The sequence below is a fragment of the Lutimonas vermicola genome, assembly GCF_038433205.1.
GTDB lineage: Bacteria > Bacteroidota > Bacteroidia > Flavobacteriales > Flavobacteriaceae > Lutimonas > Lutimonas vermicola.
This window is the reverse complement of record NZ_JBCDNA010000001.1, coordinates 1,527,867-1,544,581: the sequence shown is the minus strand read 5'-3', so window position 1 is coordinate 1,544,581 and position 16,715 is coordinate 1,527,867. Positions and strand designations below refer to the sequence as shown.

The 16,715-nt window shown below is 37.3% G+C and carries 13 protein-coding genes; 3 read left to right on the top strand and 10 right to left on the bottom strand.

The window, feature by feature from the left end:
- Positions 1 to 9: 9 nt before the first annotated feature.
- Positions 10 to 1,110: an efflux RND transporter periplasmic adaptor subunit gene (locus AABB81_RS06920; RefSeq protein WP_342159488.1), complete on the top strand. Its 1,101-nt coding sequence runs from the start codon at positions 10 to 12 to the stop codon at positions 1,108 to 1,110.
- Between the two features lie 60 nt (positions 1,111 to 1,170).
- Here the strand turns inward: AABB81_RS06920 and AABB81_RS06915 are convergent, their stop codons facing one another.
- Positions 1,171 to 1,938 carry a hypothetical protein gene (locus AABB81_RS06915; protein ID WP_342159487.1) on the bottom strand — a complete coding sequence of 256 codons (768 nt, stop codon included), beginning with the start codon at positions 1,936 to 1,938 and terminating at the stop codon, positions 1,171 to 1,173.
- Between the two features lie 683 nt (positions 1,939 to 2,621).
- On the opposite strand from AABB81_RS06915, the gene AABB81_RS06910 reads away from it, so the two are divergent.
- Together AABB81_RS06910 and odhB are read left to right on the top strand one after the other, a co-directional pair.
- Positions 2,622 to 5,351, top strand: a complete 2,730-nt coding sequence (locus AABB81_RS06910) for a 2-oxoglutarate dehydrogenase E1 component (protein WP_342159485.1) — start codon at positions 2,622 to 2,624, stop codon at positions 5,349 to 5,351.
- Positions 5,352 to 5,386: 35 nt separating this feature from the next.
- Positions 5,387 to 6,601, top strand: a complete 1,215-nt coding sequence (gene odhB, locus AABB81_RS06905; RefSeq protein ID WP_342159484.1) for a 2-oxoglutarate dehydrogenase complex dihydrolipoyllysine-residue succinyltransferase — start codon at positions 5,387 to 5,389, stop codon at positions 6,599 to 6,601.
- Between the two features lie 107 nt (positions 6,602 to 6,708).
- Here the strand turns inward: odhB and AABB81_RS06900 are convergent, their stop codons facing one another.
- The 9 genes from AABB81_RS06900 to AABB81_RS06860 all read right to left on the bottom strand — a co-directional run bounded on the left by AABB81_RS06900 (position 6,709) and on the right by AABB81_RS06860 (position 16,715).
- Positions 6,709 to 7,347 (bottom strand): hypothetical protein, encoded by a 639-nt coding sequence (locus AABB81_RS06900; protein WP_342159483.1) that lies wholly within the window; start codon positions 7,345 to 7,347, stop codon positions 6,709 to 6,711.
- Positions 7,348 to 7,595: 248 nt separating this feature from the next.
- A complete protein-coding gene (locus tag AABB81_RS06895; RefSeq protein ID WP_342159482.1) occupies positions 7,596 to 8,255 on the bottom strand; it encodes a uracil-DNA glycosylase family protein in 660 nt (219 codons plus the stop codon).
- Positions 8,256 to 8,277: 22 nt separating this feature from the next.
- On the bottom strand, positions 8,278 to 9,630 hold the full coding sequence (locus tag AABB81_RS06890) for a sugar transferase (RefSeq protein WP_342159481.1): 1,353 nt from the start codon (positions 9,628 to 9,630) through the stop codon (positions 8,278 to 8,280).
- 122 nt (positions 9,631 to 9,752) lie between these two features.
- Positions 9,753 to 10,565, bottom strand: a complete 813-nt coding sequence (locus tag AABB81_RS06885) for a glycosyltransferase (protein WP_342159479.1) — start codon at positions 10,563 to 10,565, stop codon at positions 9,753 to 9,755.
- Positions 10,562 to 11,809, bottom strand: a complete 1,248-nt coding sequence (locus AABB81_RS06880) for a hypothetical protein (RefSeq protein ID WP_342159477.1) — start codon at positions 11,807 to 11,809, stop codon at positions 10,562 to 10,564. Before AABB81_RS06880 ends, AABB81_RS06885 begins: the two co-directional genes overlap by 4 nt.
- Positions 11,788 to 12,903, bottom strand: coding sequence for a glycosyltransferase family 4 protein (locus AABB81_RS06875; RefSeq protein ID WP_342159476.1), 1,116 nt, complete (start codon positions 12,901 to 12,903; stop codon positions 11,788 to 11,790). Before AABB81_RS06875 ends, AABB81_RS06880 begins: the two co-directional genes overlap by 22 nt.
- Before the next feature lie 109 nt (positions 12,904 to 13,012).
- Positions 13,013 to 14,230, bottom strand: coding sequence for an O-antigen ligase family protein (locus AABB81_RS06870; RefSeq protein WP_342159474.1), 1,218 nt, complete (start codon positions 14,228 to 14,230; stop codon positions 13,013 to 13,015).
- On the bottom strand, positions 14,227 to 15,453 hold the full coding sequence (locus AABB81_RS06865) for an EpsG family protein (RefSeq protein ID WP_342159472.1): 1,227 nt from the start codon (positions 15,451 to 15,453) through the stop codon (positions 14,227 to 14,229). Before AABB81_RS06865 ends, AABB81_RS06870 begins: the two co-directional genes overlap by 4 nt.
- The gene (locus tag AABB81_RS06860) at positions 15,450 to 16,715 is read right to left on the bottom strand and encodes an oligosaccharide flippase family protein (RefSeq protein ID WP_342159471.1); all 1,266 of its coding nucleotides are present in this window, start codon (positions 16,713 to 16,715) and stop codon (positions 15,450 to 15,452) included. The genes AABB81_RS06865 and AABB81_RS06860 overlap by 4 nt, the downstream gene beginning before the upstream one ends.

Below are 16,715 nucleotides of genomic sequence, written 5' to 3'. Positions count from 1 at the left end.
AAAAGAACAATGAAGAAATCCGTAACCATTTTTATTTTAGTGTTTATCCTGATCACCTTTGGAGGAGCCATGTATTATTTATATTCAAAGAATAAGGAGGATCCGGTTGTATATGATACTGAAAAGCCATCCGTTCAAACGATTATTAATAAAACAGTCGCAACAGGGAGTATTCTTCCTCTTGAAGAAGTTATTATAAAGCCTAACATCTCGGGTATCATTGAAGAGATTTACGTTGAAGGCGGAGATCTGGTTAAAGCGAATGATCTTATCGCAAAAATTAAGGTTGTTCCAAATTTGGCGGCCTTGAATCAGGCGCAAAATGCTATTGAAACAGCTCAAATAGCGCTGTCTGATGAAAAAAGAAGGCACGAAAGACAAAAAGGCCTATTTGAAAAAGGTGTGATTTCCAAGGAGGAAATGGAGAGGGCAGAAGTAAGCTATAAGCAGGCCCAACAGACTTATACTGCAGCCAGGCAGAATTACGACATTGTAAAAACGGGCTCGACTAAAGGTTTGGGTAGCTCTGCGAATACCTTGGTGCGTTCAACAGTATCCGGAATGGTTTTGGAAATGCCTGTTGAAGTTGGAAATCAGGTAATCCTTAGTAACAACTTTAATGAAGGAACAACTATTGCAGCCCTTGCTGATGTCAACAGCATGATATTTGAAGGCAAAGTAGATGAATCGGAAGTAGGGAAGATCAAGGAAGGTTACCCACTCGAAATTACTGTGGGTGCGATTGAAAATGCTACGTTTGATGCGGTACTTGATTATATCGCCCCAAAGGGAAAGCTTGAAAATGGAGCAATTCAGTTTGAAATCAAAGGGACCTTGCACAAGGCGGATACAACATTTATCAGAGCTGGTTTAAGTGCCAATGCTTCCATTATTTTGGCACGTGCAGACAGTGTTTTATCTATTAAAGAAGCACTGGTTCAATTCGATGCGGAAACCAAGAAGTCCTATGTTGAAGTAAAAACAGGAGAAAAAGATTTTGAACGCAGAGACGTTACACTTGGCATCAGTGACGGATTAAATGTCGAGGTAAAAGAAGGCCTCAATGAAGAAGATGAGATCAAGGTATGGAATAAGATAAAGAGTTTATAATAATAAAAACCAATAAATACAATGTATTTATTGGTTTTATAAGCTATTTTAATTGATATTTTATTGTCCGCTCATATTGGCGTTGTATTCCCAAATTTCATCCCAACTATTAGAAAATGCAGTCGTCATTCCTTTGACAAAGGGATCCCAGGAATCTTCACCATGAAGCTTTAAAAATGATGCTTTGAACTTAGGCTCTTTGTCATAATCTGCCCAGTTTTTGTGAAACATAACCGTAGCAAGATGCCGGCCTATATTTCCCTGACGGAATTGATTGTCGTAAAGACCCCATGGGTTTTCGCCGTCCATGTCTTTTACTGTTTTGCTAATTTGATCCATCAAATGATCAATTTGATAACCGTGACCATCCGCCACTTCCCAAAATCTGATATGAAGTATCGGATAAGAGCCTACGGTGCCTTGAAGCATGGCTGTATTGGATACATCGTCATCTTGCTTCCAATATTCACCTGAAGACAGTTTTTTGACATTTGGCATTACATTGTCTCTCCAATCTTCATCATGGCCACCTGCTGAAGGACGACCGTCTAAGTGTTTGAAATTCAATGGCCCCATTTGCCATACTATTTTACCAATATTTGGCCCTGAAACAACATTGTAAACAACAGCGCTGTGTGGCCCTTCTTTATGGTATTTTTTATTGTGTTTAGACATGGCTTCACCCAAAGCCTTGAGTTTTGTATTGTCGGGAGTGATGTAGAAACTCTCCCACATGGCATAGGCAGGCTCGTCCTGAGCATGCAAAGTCGCGATTGGTCCTAATACAAGAAAGGTCAAAATAAGAAATGAAAGTACTTTTTTGTTCATGGTTATTGATTTTAGTTAAAATGAATACGAAATGTGAAAATTAAAAAGTAAAAGGTTTGATTAGTTGTTACCGATTAATTCCTAAGATCTAAGTAAAGAAAGATATTGGAATTCAGAAAACGATTAAGGACGAATGGACCAAAATATGTTCCAAAGCTATATTTTTATTTACCGAGTAAAATGTCTGAGTAATTTAGGGAATGATCATAAGTAATAACAGGAACTCAAAAAGATCACTAGAGCCTGGGGCAGTTGCCACAGTTGAATTTACCCTTTTTTTTATACTTTTTACAGCATTTTGTTTTCTTTTTCGGGCCATCGATGTCGATAGAGCTGTAGTCAAAAACGGTATAAAAATGTGTTGTGGTCATTGGTTCCTGAGCTTATTTTTATTTAAACTAAATCTAAATAAAGAACAAATGTAAAAAAATTATTGAAAGTTTGAGCTGATTTTTATCATTTTTTGATAGGTTATTATATCTCCGTTGAGGTTGCTTTTTGGTTTTAACAGGACTGCACATAAACTCCATTTAAATTGGTATTTTTTAGCTAATTTTTGATGATTATGCTTTTACCTCGGTTTAAGCATATTGAAAAATGATAAATATCATTTTTTTTATAACTATTATGGATAAAGACCTTATTTTTGTGACTGATTTCTTAAAAATTGAAAGCATTTGTAAATGGATAGGTTTTCCTTTTTGAATACTGTACATACTGGGTTTATAGAAGAGTTGTATCAACAATACCTGATTGATCCTGATTCTGTTGAGCCAAGTTGGAAAAGTTTTTTTCAAGGTTATGATCTGGCAAATTCAGATTATAGTCTGGAGAATGATGAGTCGGATATTGAAATTCCCCAACAGGTTTATAAAGAATTTAAGGTCATTGAATTGATCAATGGATACCGGACTAGGGGACATTTGTTTACTCAGACAAACCCTGTAAGAAGCAGAAGGCCTTACAGCCCAACGCTGGCAATTGAAAATTTCGGATTGGGTAAAGATGATCTGAATAGTATTTTTAATGCGGGTAGCATTCTTGGGCTTCAACCAACAACTTTGTCGGAAATTATTCGTCATTGTGAGCGGATCTATTGTGATTCAATAGGAATTGAATACATGTTCATTAGGAACCCTGAAGAAATTCAATGGTGGCAGAAACGGCTCAATGAAAATGATAACCATCCTAATTACGAAAACAGCACAAAAAAATATATCCTGTCAAAATTGAATCAGGCAGTTACCTTTGAGCAGTTCCTCCAAACAAAATATGTTGGGCAAAAGAGGTTTTCACTGGAAGGAGGCGAGACCTTGATTCCTGCCCTTGGAGGGCTTTTTAGGATTGCTGCAGAAGAATTTGACGTCGATGAGTTTGTTTTGGGTATGGCGCATCGTGGAAGGTTAAATACATTGGTGAACATCTTCAGAAAACCTATCAGGGAATTGTTCAATGAGTTTGACGGTAAAGATTACGATGAAGATGATTTTGATGGCGACGTAAAATACCATTTGGGTTCAACAATCAAAAAAACACTTAAAAGCAATAAGCAGATCACAATGAATCTGGTGCCTAACCCATCCCATTTAGAAACTGTCGGAGCGGTTGTTGAGGGAATTGCCAGAGCAAAAATAGAAGATGATTATCAAGGGAATTCCTCTAAGATTTTACCCGTGGTTATTCACGGAGATGCTGCCGTAGCTGGTCAGGGAATAGTTTACGAACTCATTCAAATGAGTAAACTCAAGGGTTATTCCACTGGGGGAACAGTGCATATCGTGGTTAACAATCAGATAGGTTTTACTACAAACTATTTGGATGCCAGATCAAGTACCTACTGCACCGATGTTGCCAAGGTGACCTTGTCTCCTGTTTTACATGTCAATGCAGACGATGTTGAGGCTGTGACTCATGCGGTACTTATGGCATTGGATTTTAGAATGAAATTTAAACGCGATGTATTTATTGATCTTTTGGGCTATCGAAAATACGGACATAATGAAGGAGATGAACCGAGATTTACCCAGCCTATTTTATACAAAGCGATTGCAAAGCAGCCTAATCCGAGAGATATTTATAACGAGAGGCTGATTAAGGAAGGTGTAATAGATGAAGCCTACCTGCCATCTTTGATTGAAGATTACAGGAATTTGCTTGAAAAGGAATTCAACAGGTCAAAAGATGATTCGGCCAGCAAGGTCAATCCCTTTATGTCAAATGTTTGGAGTGGCTTTATGCATCAGGATCTTGACGGCCTGTTACTCAGTGTCGGGACCAAATACCCTAAATCAAAACTGGAAAAAATTGCGAGAATCGTTTCAACGGTGCCCGAGGGAGTTAAATTCCTCAGAAAGACAGAAAGGATTCTTAAAGATCGCGAAAAAATGGTTTTTGAGAGCAATAAGATGGACTGGAGCATGGGAGAAATTTTTGCCTTTGGCAGTCTTTTAGAAGAAGGATTTAACGTTAGAATTTCGGGCCAGGACGTAGAAAGAGGGACTTTTTCACACAGGCATGCCATTTTAAGAGATGAGATCTCCTCCAAAAAATTCAATTTATTGAATTCCAACCCCAAGAATAAAGGAGTGATGAGTATTTATAACTCATCCTTATCAGAATACGGTGTACTGGGTTTTGATTATGGTTATGCCATGGCTGCCCCGAATACACTGACCATTTGGGAAGCTCAATTTGGGGATTTTGGGAACGGGGCACAAATTATGTTTGACCAATATATTTCTGCTGCCGAAGACAAGTGGAAACAGCAGAATGGCATCGTGATCCTTCTGCCTCATGGTTATGAAGGGCAGGGTTCTGAGCATTCTTCAGCAAGGATGGAACGCTTTTTGCAGCTTTGTGCCAATGATAATATGACTGTAGCCGATTGTACGACCCCGGCAAATTTCTTTCATTTACTGAGGAGACAGATGAAGCGGAACTTTAGAAAACCCTTAATCGTGTTTACACCAAAAAGTTTGTTGAGGCATCATCTGGCCGTTTCGGAAATGTCAGATTTTACTGAAGGAGAGTTTCAGGAAGTCATAGATGATACTGTTGCACCCGATCAGGTAAAGCGACTGGTATTCTGCACAGGGAAATTCTATTTTGACCTACTGGAAGAAAGAAATAAAAACGGGCGCAACGATGTGGCTTTAGTTAGAATTGAACAACTTTTTCCATTACACGAAGAAAAAATTGAAAAGATTATTGGGCGTTATACCAACGCCGAAGATTATATCTGGGCACAGGAAGAGCCTCGTAATATGGGAGCCTGGAGTTATATGCTGCAGCGTTTCGAATTAAAGGATCTTAAGGTAAGATCGAGAAAATACTATGCTGTTCCCGCTGCAGGGTCTTCGACAAGATTTAAGTTGAGACAACGCAGGGTGATAGAAAGTGTATTTGACAATTAAACAACAGAATAATATCATTATAAATAGGAAGTGAAATGATTTTAGAAATGAAAGTTCCCTCACCAGGGGAGTCTATTACTGAAGTGGAAATTGCAAGCTGGTTAGTTGAAGACGGTGATTATGTAGAAAAGGATCAGGCAATTGCTGAAGTGGATTCTGATAAGGCAACGCTTGAATTACCTGCAGAAGAAAGCGGAATCATAACCTTAAAGGCTGAAGAAGGCGATGCAGTTAGTGTTGGCGCTGTGGTGTGCTTGATAGATACGAGTGCAGCCAAGCCATCCGGAAAGAATAAAAAGGAAGCGGCAAAAAAGGAGGAAGTGAAAGAAACAGCTGAGGAGGTTGCAGCCCCGGTTGAAAATACTACTTATGCAACAGGATCTGCTTCACCGGCTGCAAAAAAAATATTGGCAGAAAAGGATATTGATGCCAGCACAGTGAAGGGCACCGGAAAAGATGGTAGGATTACCAAAGAAGATGCGATTAATGCTGTACCATCAATGGGTGAACCTTTGAATGAGACAGACAGAAAGAGTGAAAGGAAGAAATTATCCATGCTTCGCAGAAAGGTGGCAGAAAGACTTGTTTCGGTAAAAAACGAAACAGCCATGCTTACAACCTTTAACGAGGTTGATATGAAACCTATATTTGATCTGAGAAAGAAATACAAAGAATCTTTTAAAGAAAAGCACGAAGTCGGATTGGGCTTTATGAGCTTTTTCACACTTTCTGTTGTGAGGGCTCTGAAATTGTTTCCGGATGTGAATTCAATGATCGATGGTGATTTTAAAATTTCCTATGATTTTGCAGATATATCAATAGCCGTTTCAGGACCCAAAGGATTGATGGTGCCAGTCATTAGAAACGCTGATAAACTGACTTTTAGAGGTGTTGAAAGTGAAGTGAAAAGATTGGCCGTAAGAGCAAGGGATGGTCAGATCACTGTTGATGAAATGACAGGAGGTACTTTTACCATCACCAACGGAGGAGTTTTTGGTTCAATGTTATCCACCCCGATTATTAATCCGCCTCAGAGTGCTATTCTCGGTATGCACAATATTGTGGAAAGACCTGTAGCCATTGAAGGAAAGGTGGAAATCAGACCGATTATGTATGTTGCCTTGTCTTATGATCACCGTATCATTGACGGGAAAGAATCCGTAGGATTTCTGGTAGCAGTCAAAGAAGCTTTGGAAAATCCTGTCGAGTTGTTGATGGATGGGAACGAGAAAAAGGCATTGGAACTGTAGATCCATACTTTCAGGAGATTGAATAAATATCATTTGATACATTGGATTGTGATATAGCCGGTTTTATATGGCAGCTACTCAGCTGAGACCTGCCCCTAAGATTTAAATTATTTTTCAATCGCTAATATCCAGGTAGCTTCTCCCGCCTTCAGATGATAACTTAGTGTTTTGCTTCCTCCGCTCGGGCAGCAATTAGCATCTCCTTCTTTATAAATAGGATATTTTCTATAGATCCTGTTCTCTGCAGTGTAAATTGAATCATGGCCCATGTATCCGTAAAAGTTGCCGTCAGGTAACAGATCCTTTTCTGAAATTTCGGGAACATAAACGCGTGTCATGCTCAGGTCGCGATTGGAGGCAAAACCATAAATTGTTCCGTATGATCCCGATCCGGCAGAGGCGCTTATCAGATAGAGTTCATCATAGCCATTACCGTCAAGATCCCTGATCCATGCATGTTGAAGTGGATCAATATCAGTGAGCCTTAGGGTGTCTTTGTTGTTTTGAAAATCAATTGGGATTATTTTTATATCAACGAGACTACTGCTTTTCTCTTCCGTAATCAGCTTGATGAATTTACCTGTTGAAGTTTTAAAAATGGAAGGTTTTGTAATGACAGATCGGTCTTGCTCTTTGAGTGTTGTTTTTGTCTCAGACTGTTTGTCATTAGCAGCTGGACTTCCTTTTTCTTGTTTGCATGCCGCAAATAATATAAGGAAAAGCAGGATAGATAAAAATGATTTCATTTTAAATATTTAGGGCAATTTTATGTACTGACACCCCGAAATTAGGATTAAAACTATCATAATAGGATAGATGAATACAGCATCAAATCTTAAAACAAGATCTGATGGAGGCAGTTTTGGCGTCCAATTCCAAATGCACATTTTCCCATAAGATGTAACCAATCATCATTGACATCACGACTCTTTGCATACTGAAGGTTTCTTTCACATTTGCTTGTTGTTACTGTCTAAAATACAAAAAAGGCGACTTAGCTAAAAAACTTTCTATACTGTTCTATTCTAAAATCCAGTGTGCTGTATTTTGAGTTCATCTGCTTTTGGAGTTTGTAAAAAGGATCACCTCCAATAGAACGATTTGCAGCACTTGAAGGTGAAATCAAGGTAACTGTTCTTATTTTTCGGTCCTCAAGCATAAATTCATGAATTTTGGGACGTTCACTTGAAACCGGGATTAAATCGCATTGATAAGAACGAAGGTGTGTCCTAAATAAATTCTCAGGACCATTTTTACTGTTTCCTCCCATAAAAAGTAGCGTTGAGACTTGTTTGTTTTCCTGAATAAATGCGCGTAAATTTCTCAAATTAATGTGCTGCATTCCAACATCAGATGCATTAATATGTTCTCTTTGACAACGATCTACCATGTCGCATATCCCGATTCCATGGGTCATCAAAAACGATTTTCTCTGATCAATGGCTTCCAGGGTATTTTCATAGATGAGGTTAAGATCGAATATCTCATTTAAAATAGGCCAAAGCAAACCATACTTGCTCCCATAACAAAAATCCACATCTTCTTGAAAAAGTTTCCCTGAAGAGAATCTTGGTGGCGGAATCGTTCCTACAATGAGTTTGGTTGCCGATTCAGGGATAAATGGAGGATAAGGATGTTCATGTATAAACATCATCAGGAGTTATTGTTATTTTTCATTATCGCCCTTTATAAAAAGCAATGGTATTGATCGTTTTAAAAATGATTCTAATGTCGAGCGTTACAGATCTGTTCTTGATATAATACAGATCATACTCAAGTTTTTTGTAAGAATCTTCAATGTTTTCACCATAATCGTATTTGACCTGCGCCCAGCCTGTAATTCCAGGCTTTATGAGATGCCGTGAATCGTAAAGAGGGATACTTTCGATTAGCTTTTCAATAAAAACTTTCCTTTCCGGTCTTGGCCCAATAAAACTCATTTCTCCTTTAAGTACCGACCAAAACTGAGGCAGTTCATCTATGCGAATTTTCCGAAGAATCTTTCCAAAGCTGGTCACTCTCAAATCTCCTTTTTCAGCCATTTGTGCTCCATGCTTTTCTGCTTCGACAATCATCGACCTGAACTTGGTGATCAGGATTTCTTTTCCACCTTTTCCTACTCTGTATTGCTTGTAAAAAAGGGGTCCTTGATTAAAAAATAAATTCAGTAAAAGAATGACAGGAGTAAGAAGGAGCATTATTGAAAGCCCCGCTATCGAGGCAAGAATATCAACTAGCTTATGCCATAACAGATACAGGTAGTTATGGTTGTATTTGGAAATAGGAAGTATACTGTAAAATTGATTTCCGGCAAATTGAAGAGGCAGGGCCTCTTTGACTTCTTCATAAAGTTTAAAATATGTGATCACCTGGACTCCACTCCCAAGGACTTTAACCAAAGTAGTATTCAACGAATTTGAAATAGTTTCCTGATCCTTATCCATCACAATAATGGTATCAACAAGTTTTTTGGAAGCCATTCGTTCAAGGGCCCTAGAAAGCCGGTCAATTTGTTTAAGCTCTTCAGATACTCCATAAATACCCAATATTTTAAGTCCGTGCTCAAAGTCTTTGCCCTCTACAGATTTTTTGATCTGGCTAATCAGCTTTTTATTGTTTTTTTCAGTGGTAAGGACGATACAGTTTTTTACAAAAACGTTGTGGTGGATCACAGATGCATATATTACACGCCATACGATCAGTAGTAATGTAAACCCAAAGACAAAAACAATGACACTGCCCTTGACCTCATTGTTGTCTGGAGTAAGTGATGAAGTAAAGATATAGCTCAGTGTAAAGATAAGGCCGATAAAAAATGCCAAAGGAAGAACTTTTCGGGTTTTATTGACATAGTCGAGATCATAAAAATTAAAAATGATGGTAAGCACCCAAAAAATGCCGATACCAAATAGGATATTCAGTGTATGCAATTTAAGGAAATGATAAAAACCAAGATTTGCAGAAATTGAATTATGGTAATAGAAAAGAGAAAAAACCAAAATAGCCATATCTAAAATGGCTAGCAGCATTTTTTTATGCCAAAGGCCAAATTTTGTAAAGGAGAGACTCCTTTTATTGACTTGCTGAATCTGGGTAATTGAATTCAATTTAAATGACTTTAAGGCAAAGATATGCTTAATTTTATCCCAAATCAATCTAAATCGTTTACACGGGGGTCTAATTTTTTGATTGATACGTATAAGTTTTCAGGCAGAATACCCAGTATGATCGGAATAAACGCGTAATAGTATTTATATACCGGAAGATTTATATGTTTGAAACCTTGCAACCTGAGTTTACAATCATAAAGTCGATATCTCAATGATTTTCGCTTGTGGTAATTATTGTCCATTCGGTACATCAGCAGCACTTCCTGGAGGTTATGGAATTTCAAGCCTTTGCCTGCTGCCCTGAACCACATTTCATAGTCTTGAGTCGTTCGATAAGACTCATTATAGAATTCAATGGCAGCAAATCGATCTTTCCTGAACATAACCGTTGAATGCGTTATTGGGTTGGCCTTTGGCAAAAGGCTTATGATCTCTTTATGAGTTTTCGGCGATTTTCGCAACTGCAACTCAACACCTTTCTCATTAATATCTATTGCTGCTGAACCAACCAGGTCAATATCCGGATGAGCGTCCAGATAATCGATTTGTTTTTCAAACCGCTGAGGCAAAGCCACATCATCTGCATCCATTCTTGCAATATAAGTGCCTTGAGACAGCCCGATGGCTTTGTTCAGGTTAACAGTGAGGCCAAGGTTTTTTTGATTGTAAACAGGGATGATTCTGGCATCTTTTGATGCATATGACTCGATCATTTTTGCAGTAGCATCTTGAGAACCATCATCTATAAGGATTAATTCAAAGTCACTATAGCTTTGTTGTAATATACTGTCGACTGCCTGCTTCAAGAATTTCTCACAGTTATAGACAGACATTATGACCGATACTTTCTTCATAATATTTTTGAAATATCCAGTTGAACCTGATGTCTGACACCTTCGTGAACAGTATCGATACTTATGTTTCCATCATCTGAAAATCTTGGATGAAGGTCGCACCTTTTTTCGTTATTGAACTGTATCGGGGTATAAAAGGAACCTATAACCGAAAGCCTTTTTTTAACCAGATCGTAAAGCAGTACATGGCTCATTCTCGACCTGTCCGGATATGTGTCTGTAATCATATATTTTCCGCAAGCACTAAAACTTGGATGCCCGTCCTCTTTGAGTATTCCGGATCCAAGCTGTTCAAAATGATTTGTTTGATCCTTATGTAAATAATATCCATCGCCTGACTTGTTTTTATGCATCCATCCGATAATTTCATGATCATTTTTCCAATTACAATGTGATACCATGTCATCATCCGATAAAAGGTGCAAATTTGAACCATCTAAATCAGCAGTAATCAATCTGCTAAATTTTTGACCATTGCCAAGATAGGTTCTGTGCAGAAACATAAAACGATTTGCAGAGGGAGAAATCTGAATGTGATTGATGCCGTGGATCGCCTTATGCATATATGGTTTTGTATGAAATGTTTTAATTGTATCAAAGGAGATGATCAGTTCTTTTATATTTTTGGCTGTATCAATTTTAAATATTCCGTCTCCTTGATCGTCAAATTGGGATATTTCATTCTTTTCATGTGCAAAATAACCATAAGCCGGATCCAGGTGACCCAATCGTTTAAAATTAAGCCCAAGAGCAACCTTGCTTTTTCTGTGATAAGCATATATTGGCGTATCAAGGAACCGCTGTTTCCCGGTTTTTAAGTCTAGGATTTTACTTTTATAGGAATCATTTTTATAGACATTATGAACGATCGTATCTGTATCTATCCAAAAAAGCCTTGATCCCTGTTGCCAGTTCCAGGCATTGGTTTCTGACACTTTACTTCCATTGACTAAGATATCCAATTGTGTTGTAAAACTTGCTTCACGCTCCATGTGGTTGAAAGAATGCGTAAGGAAGTTCTGTTCCAGAATGGGGGAGCTGTCGTAGTAACCCCAGAAATCGGCCAAAGCGTTGTTTTCCAGAAGTCTTTTCATTTTGACTCCTTTTGCCAATTTAAAGTTATAAGGTTTCCTGTATACGGTGTGGTTGATCTTTTGATAGGCCAGCTTCAAACGATTTTTGATCTTAGGGTGCCGCATCAATAAAGAAGCAATTTGTTTTTCTATTTTTCCGAACTCCGACATTGATCAAGATATTTTTTTTGATATTGCTTTGCCATATTTTCAGCATTAAAATTTGATATGATCAGTGCTGAATTCGACTTTATTAATGATGTGTTATCCAGTTTTGTGATCAAAGACAATTTCTTCTTCAATCCTGAAACGCTTGATGTTTTAAAAAGAAATGGATATGAGGGGCCCACAATTTCCCTGTGAGAATCTATGTCGGACAATACAACCGGCAAACCTGAATACATCGATTCCATAACCGAGTTAGGAAGGCCTTCAGAACTTGAGGCTGAAATAAAATAATCGCAGGCATGAAGATAATCAGATACGTTGGTTACAACTCCTTTGAAAATTATTCTCTTGCTCTTGTACTTTGATTTTAACTTGTTTTCAAGTTTCCCTCCCCCAATAAGCACCAGAATGGCATCATTGTCATTGAACTGATCAAAGGCCTTTAAGATAGTTTCAGGTTCTTTTCTTTTGATCAGTGAACCACTTACCAAAAATACCTTTTTGTTCAAGGGCAAATCCAATGCTTTCCTTAGATCCGTTTTTGAATGACTGAGATTGTTTTGAAACAAACCGGTAACGATTCCATTTTTTATGCAATTGCTTTTAAGATTGTACGTACGTGAAAATTTTTCATTTATATATGCGGAGCATGCGATACGATACTCAATCCTGGCAATGGCTTTTGTGTGTTTATTGGCCATGATAGAGCCCTTAATTTTGCCATATTGAAGAACATAATCTTCTCCGGGAAAATTGTGCATGGTGGTAAAACGACAAACACTCTTTAAATCAGCATTGATCATATCAGCCCTCAATCCATGAGAATGCACGACGTCTATCTGGTTTGAACTAAGAATTTTATTGACTCTTTCTTTGTTTTTTAAAGCTCCTTTTAACCTTGAATTGTTAAGGTTAATCAACCTGCAACCCAGATTTTCAAATTGTATTTTCATCGACATCTTTTTTTCACTTGAAAGGCAGAGTATTGTAATGTCGAACAACTCTTGGTCTAAGCCCTTTATGATGCCGTATAAAATATTTATCGGACCGCATTTTTTAAGTGTGGAAACCAGATAAAGTATTTTGATCTTTTTCATTTGACGCAACTTGATTTTCTTTTGGCTTTGTTTTTTAGTTGTCTGTAAAGGTAGTTGATTAAGCCTGATCAACAGAATAATTAGCACCTTCTTGCATCAATTTCAAGTATTACGGCTCTTTATTGAAGAGTGATTCATCCCCGAATATAAAGAGGCTGTAAAAAAATGCAACCATCATGATTCCCGAAACACGATCCAGCATATTTTCCAGGAAAAGGTTGACCACCAGTAAGGCAGTAAATGAATATATAAAAATATTTTTATGGTAGAAAGAGGGCATGGCTAAAAAGCAAATTAACAGGATAAGGCCAATAATACCAGAGCTTACCAGCGCTTGTAAGAACTGATTATGCATATTTTTATCCTGGCCTGTAAATTCTTTAACCTTGGCCCGAGATGTCTTAATTCCCAAACCTGTAATCAATTCTGTGGTACTAAAATCATTGAGTGAATTCCAAAGTTGTAACCTGCCAACCGAACTGCTTTTTTTTACAGATGTATCTTTTAAAACTACTGATTGATATGCTCTTTTAATTCTTAACTGCGTGGAAGGAATACTCAGGGCAATGATGGTGATTAAAGATAAAACAGATAAGCCTAGAATCATTTGTTTAGGATTTTTCGCCTTAAAAAATTCGATCCCCATGATAAGTAACAAAGAAATAATACCCGCTTTTGAACTAATCAGCAGGATCATCAATGAATGGAGAAATACCAAAGCCCATTTTTGCCATTTTCCAAGCTTTATAAATGGTGTAAACAGTATAATCAAAATCACTACCGCCGAAAAAAAAGCATAATAAGTGGGATGAATATCCAAAAAAAGAAAGATTCTTTTGTAACTTAATTCTCCCCAGTTCAGCAGCATGTCATTGGCATAAAATGTTTCAGTGGTTTCGCTGTCCCAATTACCATAAACAATTTCACCTTTGTTTAACCATGACCTGATCAATCCGATGACGATAAATAAGCTGCTCAAAATACTCATAGAGTATACGAGCATTTTCAGGGCCAGGGTTTGATGGCTCTTTTTTGAATAAAATACAATAAACGGAAGCAGTACAAAGGCCAGTCGTTTTGTTAAAAGCCTGGTGTTAAAGCCATGCTGATTAATTATGTCAAGTAAAAAGGCTATAAATATACTGATGATGAATGTCGAAAACCAACCATATTTTTTAAAAAAGGCATTTGAATAACCTAACGTAAGCTGAGAGAAAGCAACAATGACGGAGAGAAGCACAAAAATGATAGAATTCGCGGCAAATGAAATCAAAACCGAAGGGAGCAGCAGGATAAACAAATAGTTAAAAACAGTCTCTGGTTTCATAATGACTCTATATTTTTTGGCCTCGCCGTTTCTTTGTCAATATTTTTTTGGATCCATTGTTTGTCATATTTTTTAAATGATAAAGACAGAACATTTGTATACAATACCTGTGGTATATATCCTGCCCGGATGTTTTTTTGCTGGGCGACAATCCTTATGCCAAAGACTACCGGTATAATAAGGATCACCGCGAATTTAATAAAACGGGAAATAGCGCTTTTTCGCTGTTCTATAATCAAAGTATACAATCCGAAAAAAATGGCCAGAGTCGAATACCTGCTAAACAGATTCGGGAAAGAAAAGAATATATTGACCAATATTAAAAAAGGAATGACCTGAAGACGGTATTTATTTGAGTTCTTGGTAAGCAAAAAATAAAGCAACACGAATACATACAACAATCTTTCTGTGTAAAATTGAAGTAAGGCTTTCCAGGTTCTGTCATCAAAATATTCAAGTGCCCAATAACCAAGGAAATAACTTTCAATTTTCAATTTAAGTGGAATTTCGGGGAAATAATCCAGTAAATGAGTGGTTAAAAAAATAAAGATGTAGCTCCCAAAAGGCATTACAAACAGAGATATCAAAAACAGGATATTCAGGTTTTTTAGCCTCATCTTCGATAGAAAAAATAGTGGAATGGTTATAAGAACGGCAAAATGAACCATGGATGCAATAATGAGCCAGATCAGTACATATTTTCGTCCTTCAAGATTTCTCAAAAACGCATAAATAACGATGAGAATGGCCATAGGAAATCTTAGGAACAGCCCTTGTAGCAAAAAGTCGAACTGCATGACAAAAAGAATGATTACACCCGCGCTTACTGTGTTTACCTGTTTCAAAAGCAACTTAAAAGATAATTGGAAATAAGAAAATACGATAGCGAAAATAATAAGGCGAATAGATAGCCCCAGTTTGGCAAAAGTGTATAACAGTAAATAGAACAGAAAATCGGGTTTGATTTCTATGTAATTGAGAAAGTCTTGAAAACTACTGTCCTGGAAATCAAAATAGACGATATACAGCCTGTATAGATCTCCTGTAGGTGCCAGGAGAGAAGCTGTTAATCCAAAGAAAAATGAGATCAATGAAGCGTAGAAAACACGTCTTGTTTTAATGAACTGAAATATGGCTATTGGCACCGTCCAGAATGGCAAAATAATGAACAGACCAGCAGTAACAATGTCAGAAACAGGATATTTTTTTGAAATCAATTTCATCTGGAACTAAATATCAATTTATGCTTATAGGCAATAATCAGTCTGATGGCCATCACTAATAGATCAACCATGATTCTGGAATAAATTAACGCTTCAATAGAGATCAAATCCAAAATCCACAGACAAACCAGAGTCAAGATATACAATACCGATGGTATAATGATGCTTAAATTGAATTCTCTTTGGTAGCCAAAGGCTACAAGGGTATTGGTTCCTAAAAAATATGTAACGACAACGATTGGGATCAATATGCTTAAATTTTTGAGTAAAGAGCTGTAAATCAATAATTCTTTCCCACCCATAATAGTCAGCAGCAGGTCTGATTGCCAAAATGTGAATCCCCAGAGTAACAAAGAAAAAGCACTAGCCATAAAAATGATCCGTTCATTCATTTTTACATCCTTTGTTCTCGAAATAGTTGGAAAGAGAACCATTGACAGGGTTTCAAATGGAAGTTGGAATGCCGCAATAATTTTAAATGAGATATCAAAACTTGCTACATCTTCCATCGTAAACCAAATTCCTGCTAAAAAAATAACAGCCAAATTAAAGGTCCTGCTAAAAAGAGTTCCAACAAAAAACATAAACCCTTCTTTAATCTTGTTTAAGATATAGTTTGATGTAGTTTTAACAAGGTTTATGTTTAATTTTTTCTTGGCAACATAAAACCCGGTGACACCGATAAGCAACTGGCTGACACTCAATAAAAGCGCATATCGCAAAAGATCTTCAGGACCGGTGATCAATAGAAACGTAAGGGCAATCAGCAGGAATTTAAAACTGAATACGATCTTTGTGGGGATGTCCAATTTTTCCTTGCCTTGGAAGAACCATATAGGGAAAAGCACTTCACCAAGCACAAACCCGAGAAGGATCAAAATAAGACTTCGGTTTGAATCAAACACTCCGACAGCATAAATAATAACGATAAAGAAAAATACTGTTATTATAAAGAGCAATAGCTTTATGGCCGTAATGGCCGAAAATATTCTGTTGAGTTCAACTTGATCGTCTTTGTTTTCTGCTATATATTTTGCAGCATAGGTGTTAAATCCAAAGTTGATGATGATGATCAGATATTGAATAATCGAGAAGCCCCATACAAAAACGCCATAGGTTTGGGCACCCAAAGTTCTTACGAGATAGGAAACAAGCAGGTATTGGCTTAAGATGTTAAATGCCCTGAGAAGGGAGAAAAAGGAAAAGTTTTTAAATACTAATTTTCCTTCGGTGCTTAGGTTTGTTTTATTTAACAATTTCAC

Bases quoted from the DNA above. Each gene is read 5' to 3' on its own strand.
- AABB81_RS06875 (WP_342159476.1), bottom strand. From the start codon at position 12,903: ATGAAAAAGATCAAAATACTTTATCTGGTTTCCACACTTAAAAAATGC.
- AABB81_RS06895 (WP_342159482.1), bottom strand. From the start codon at position 8,255: ATGATGTTTATACATGAACATCCTTATCCTCCATTTATCCCTGAATCG.
- AABB81_RS06920 (WP_342159488.1), top strand. From the start codon at position 10: ATGAAGAAATCCGTAACCATTTTTATTTTAGTGTTTATCCTGATCACC.
- AABB81_RS06870 (WP_342159474.1), bottom strand. From the start codon at position 14,230: ATGAAACCAGAGACTGTTTTTAACTATTTGTTTATCCTGCTGCTCCCT.
- AABB81_RS06910 (WP_342159485.1), top strand. From the start codon at position 2,622: ATGGATAGGTTTTCCTTTTTGAATACTGTACATACTGGGTTTATAGAA.
- AABB81_RS06900 (WP_342159483.1), bottom strand. From the start codon at position 7,347: ATGAAATCATTTTTATCTATCCTGCTTTTCCTTATATTATTTGCGGCA.
- AABB81_RS06915 (WP_342159487.1), bottom strand. From the start codon at position 1,938: ATGAACAAAAAAGTACTTTCATTTCTTATTTTGACCTTTCTTGTATTA.
- AABB81_RS06880 (WP_342159477.1), bottom strand. From the start codon at position 11,809: ATGTCGGAGTTCGGAAAAATAGAAAAACAAATTGCTTCTTTATTGATG.
- AABB81_RS06890 (WP_342159481.1), bottom strand. From the start codon at position 9,630: ATGCTGCTAGCCATTTTAGATATGGCTATTTTGGTTTTTTCTCTTTTC.
- odhB (WP_342159484.1), top strand. From the start codon at position 5,387: ATGATTTTAGAAATGAAAGTTCCCTCACCAGGGGAGTCTATTACTGAA.
- AABB81_RS06865 (WP_342159472.1), bottom strand. From the start codon at position 15,453: ATGAAATTGATTTCAAAAAAATATCCTGTTTCTGACATTGTTACTGCT.
- AABB81_RS06885 (WP_342159479.1), bottom strand. From the start codon at position 10,565: ATGAAGAAAGTATCGGTCATAATGTCTGTCTATAACTGTGAGAAATTC.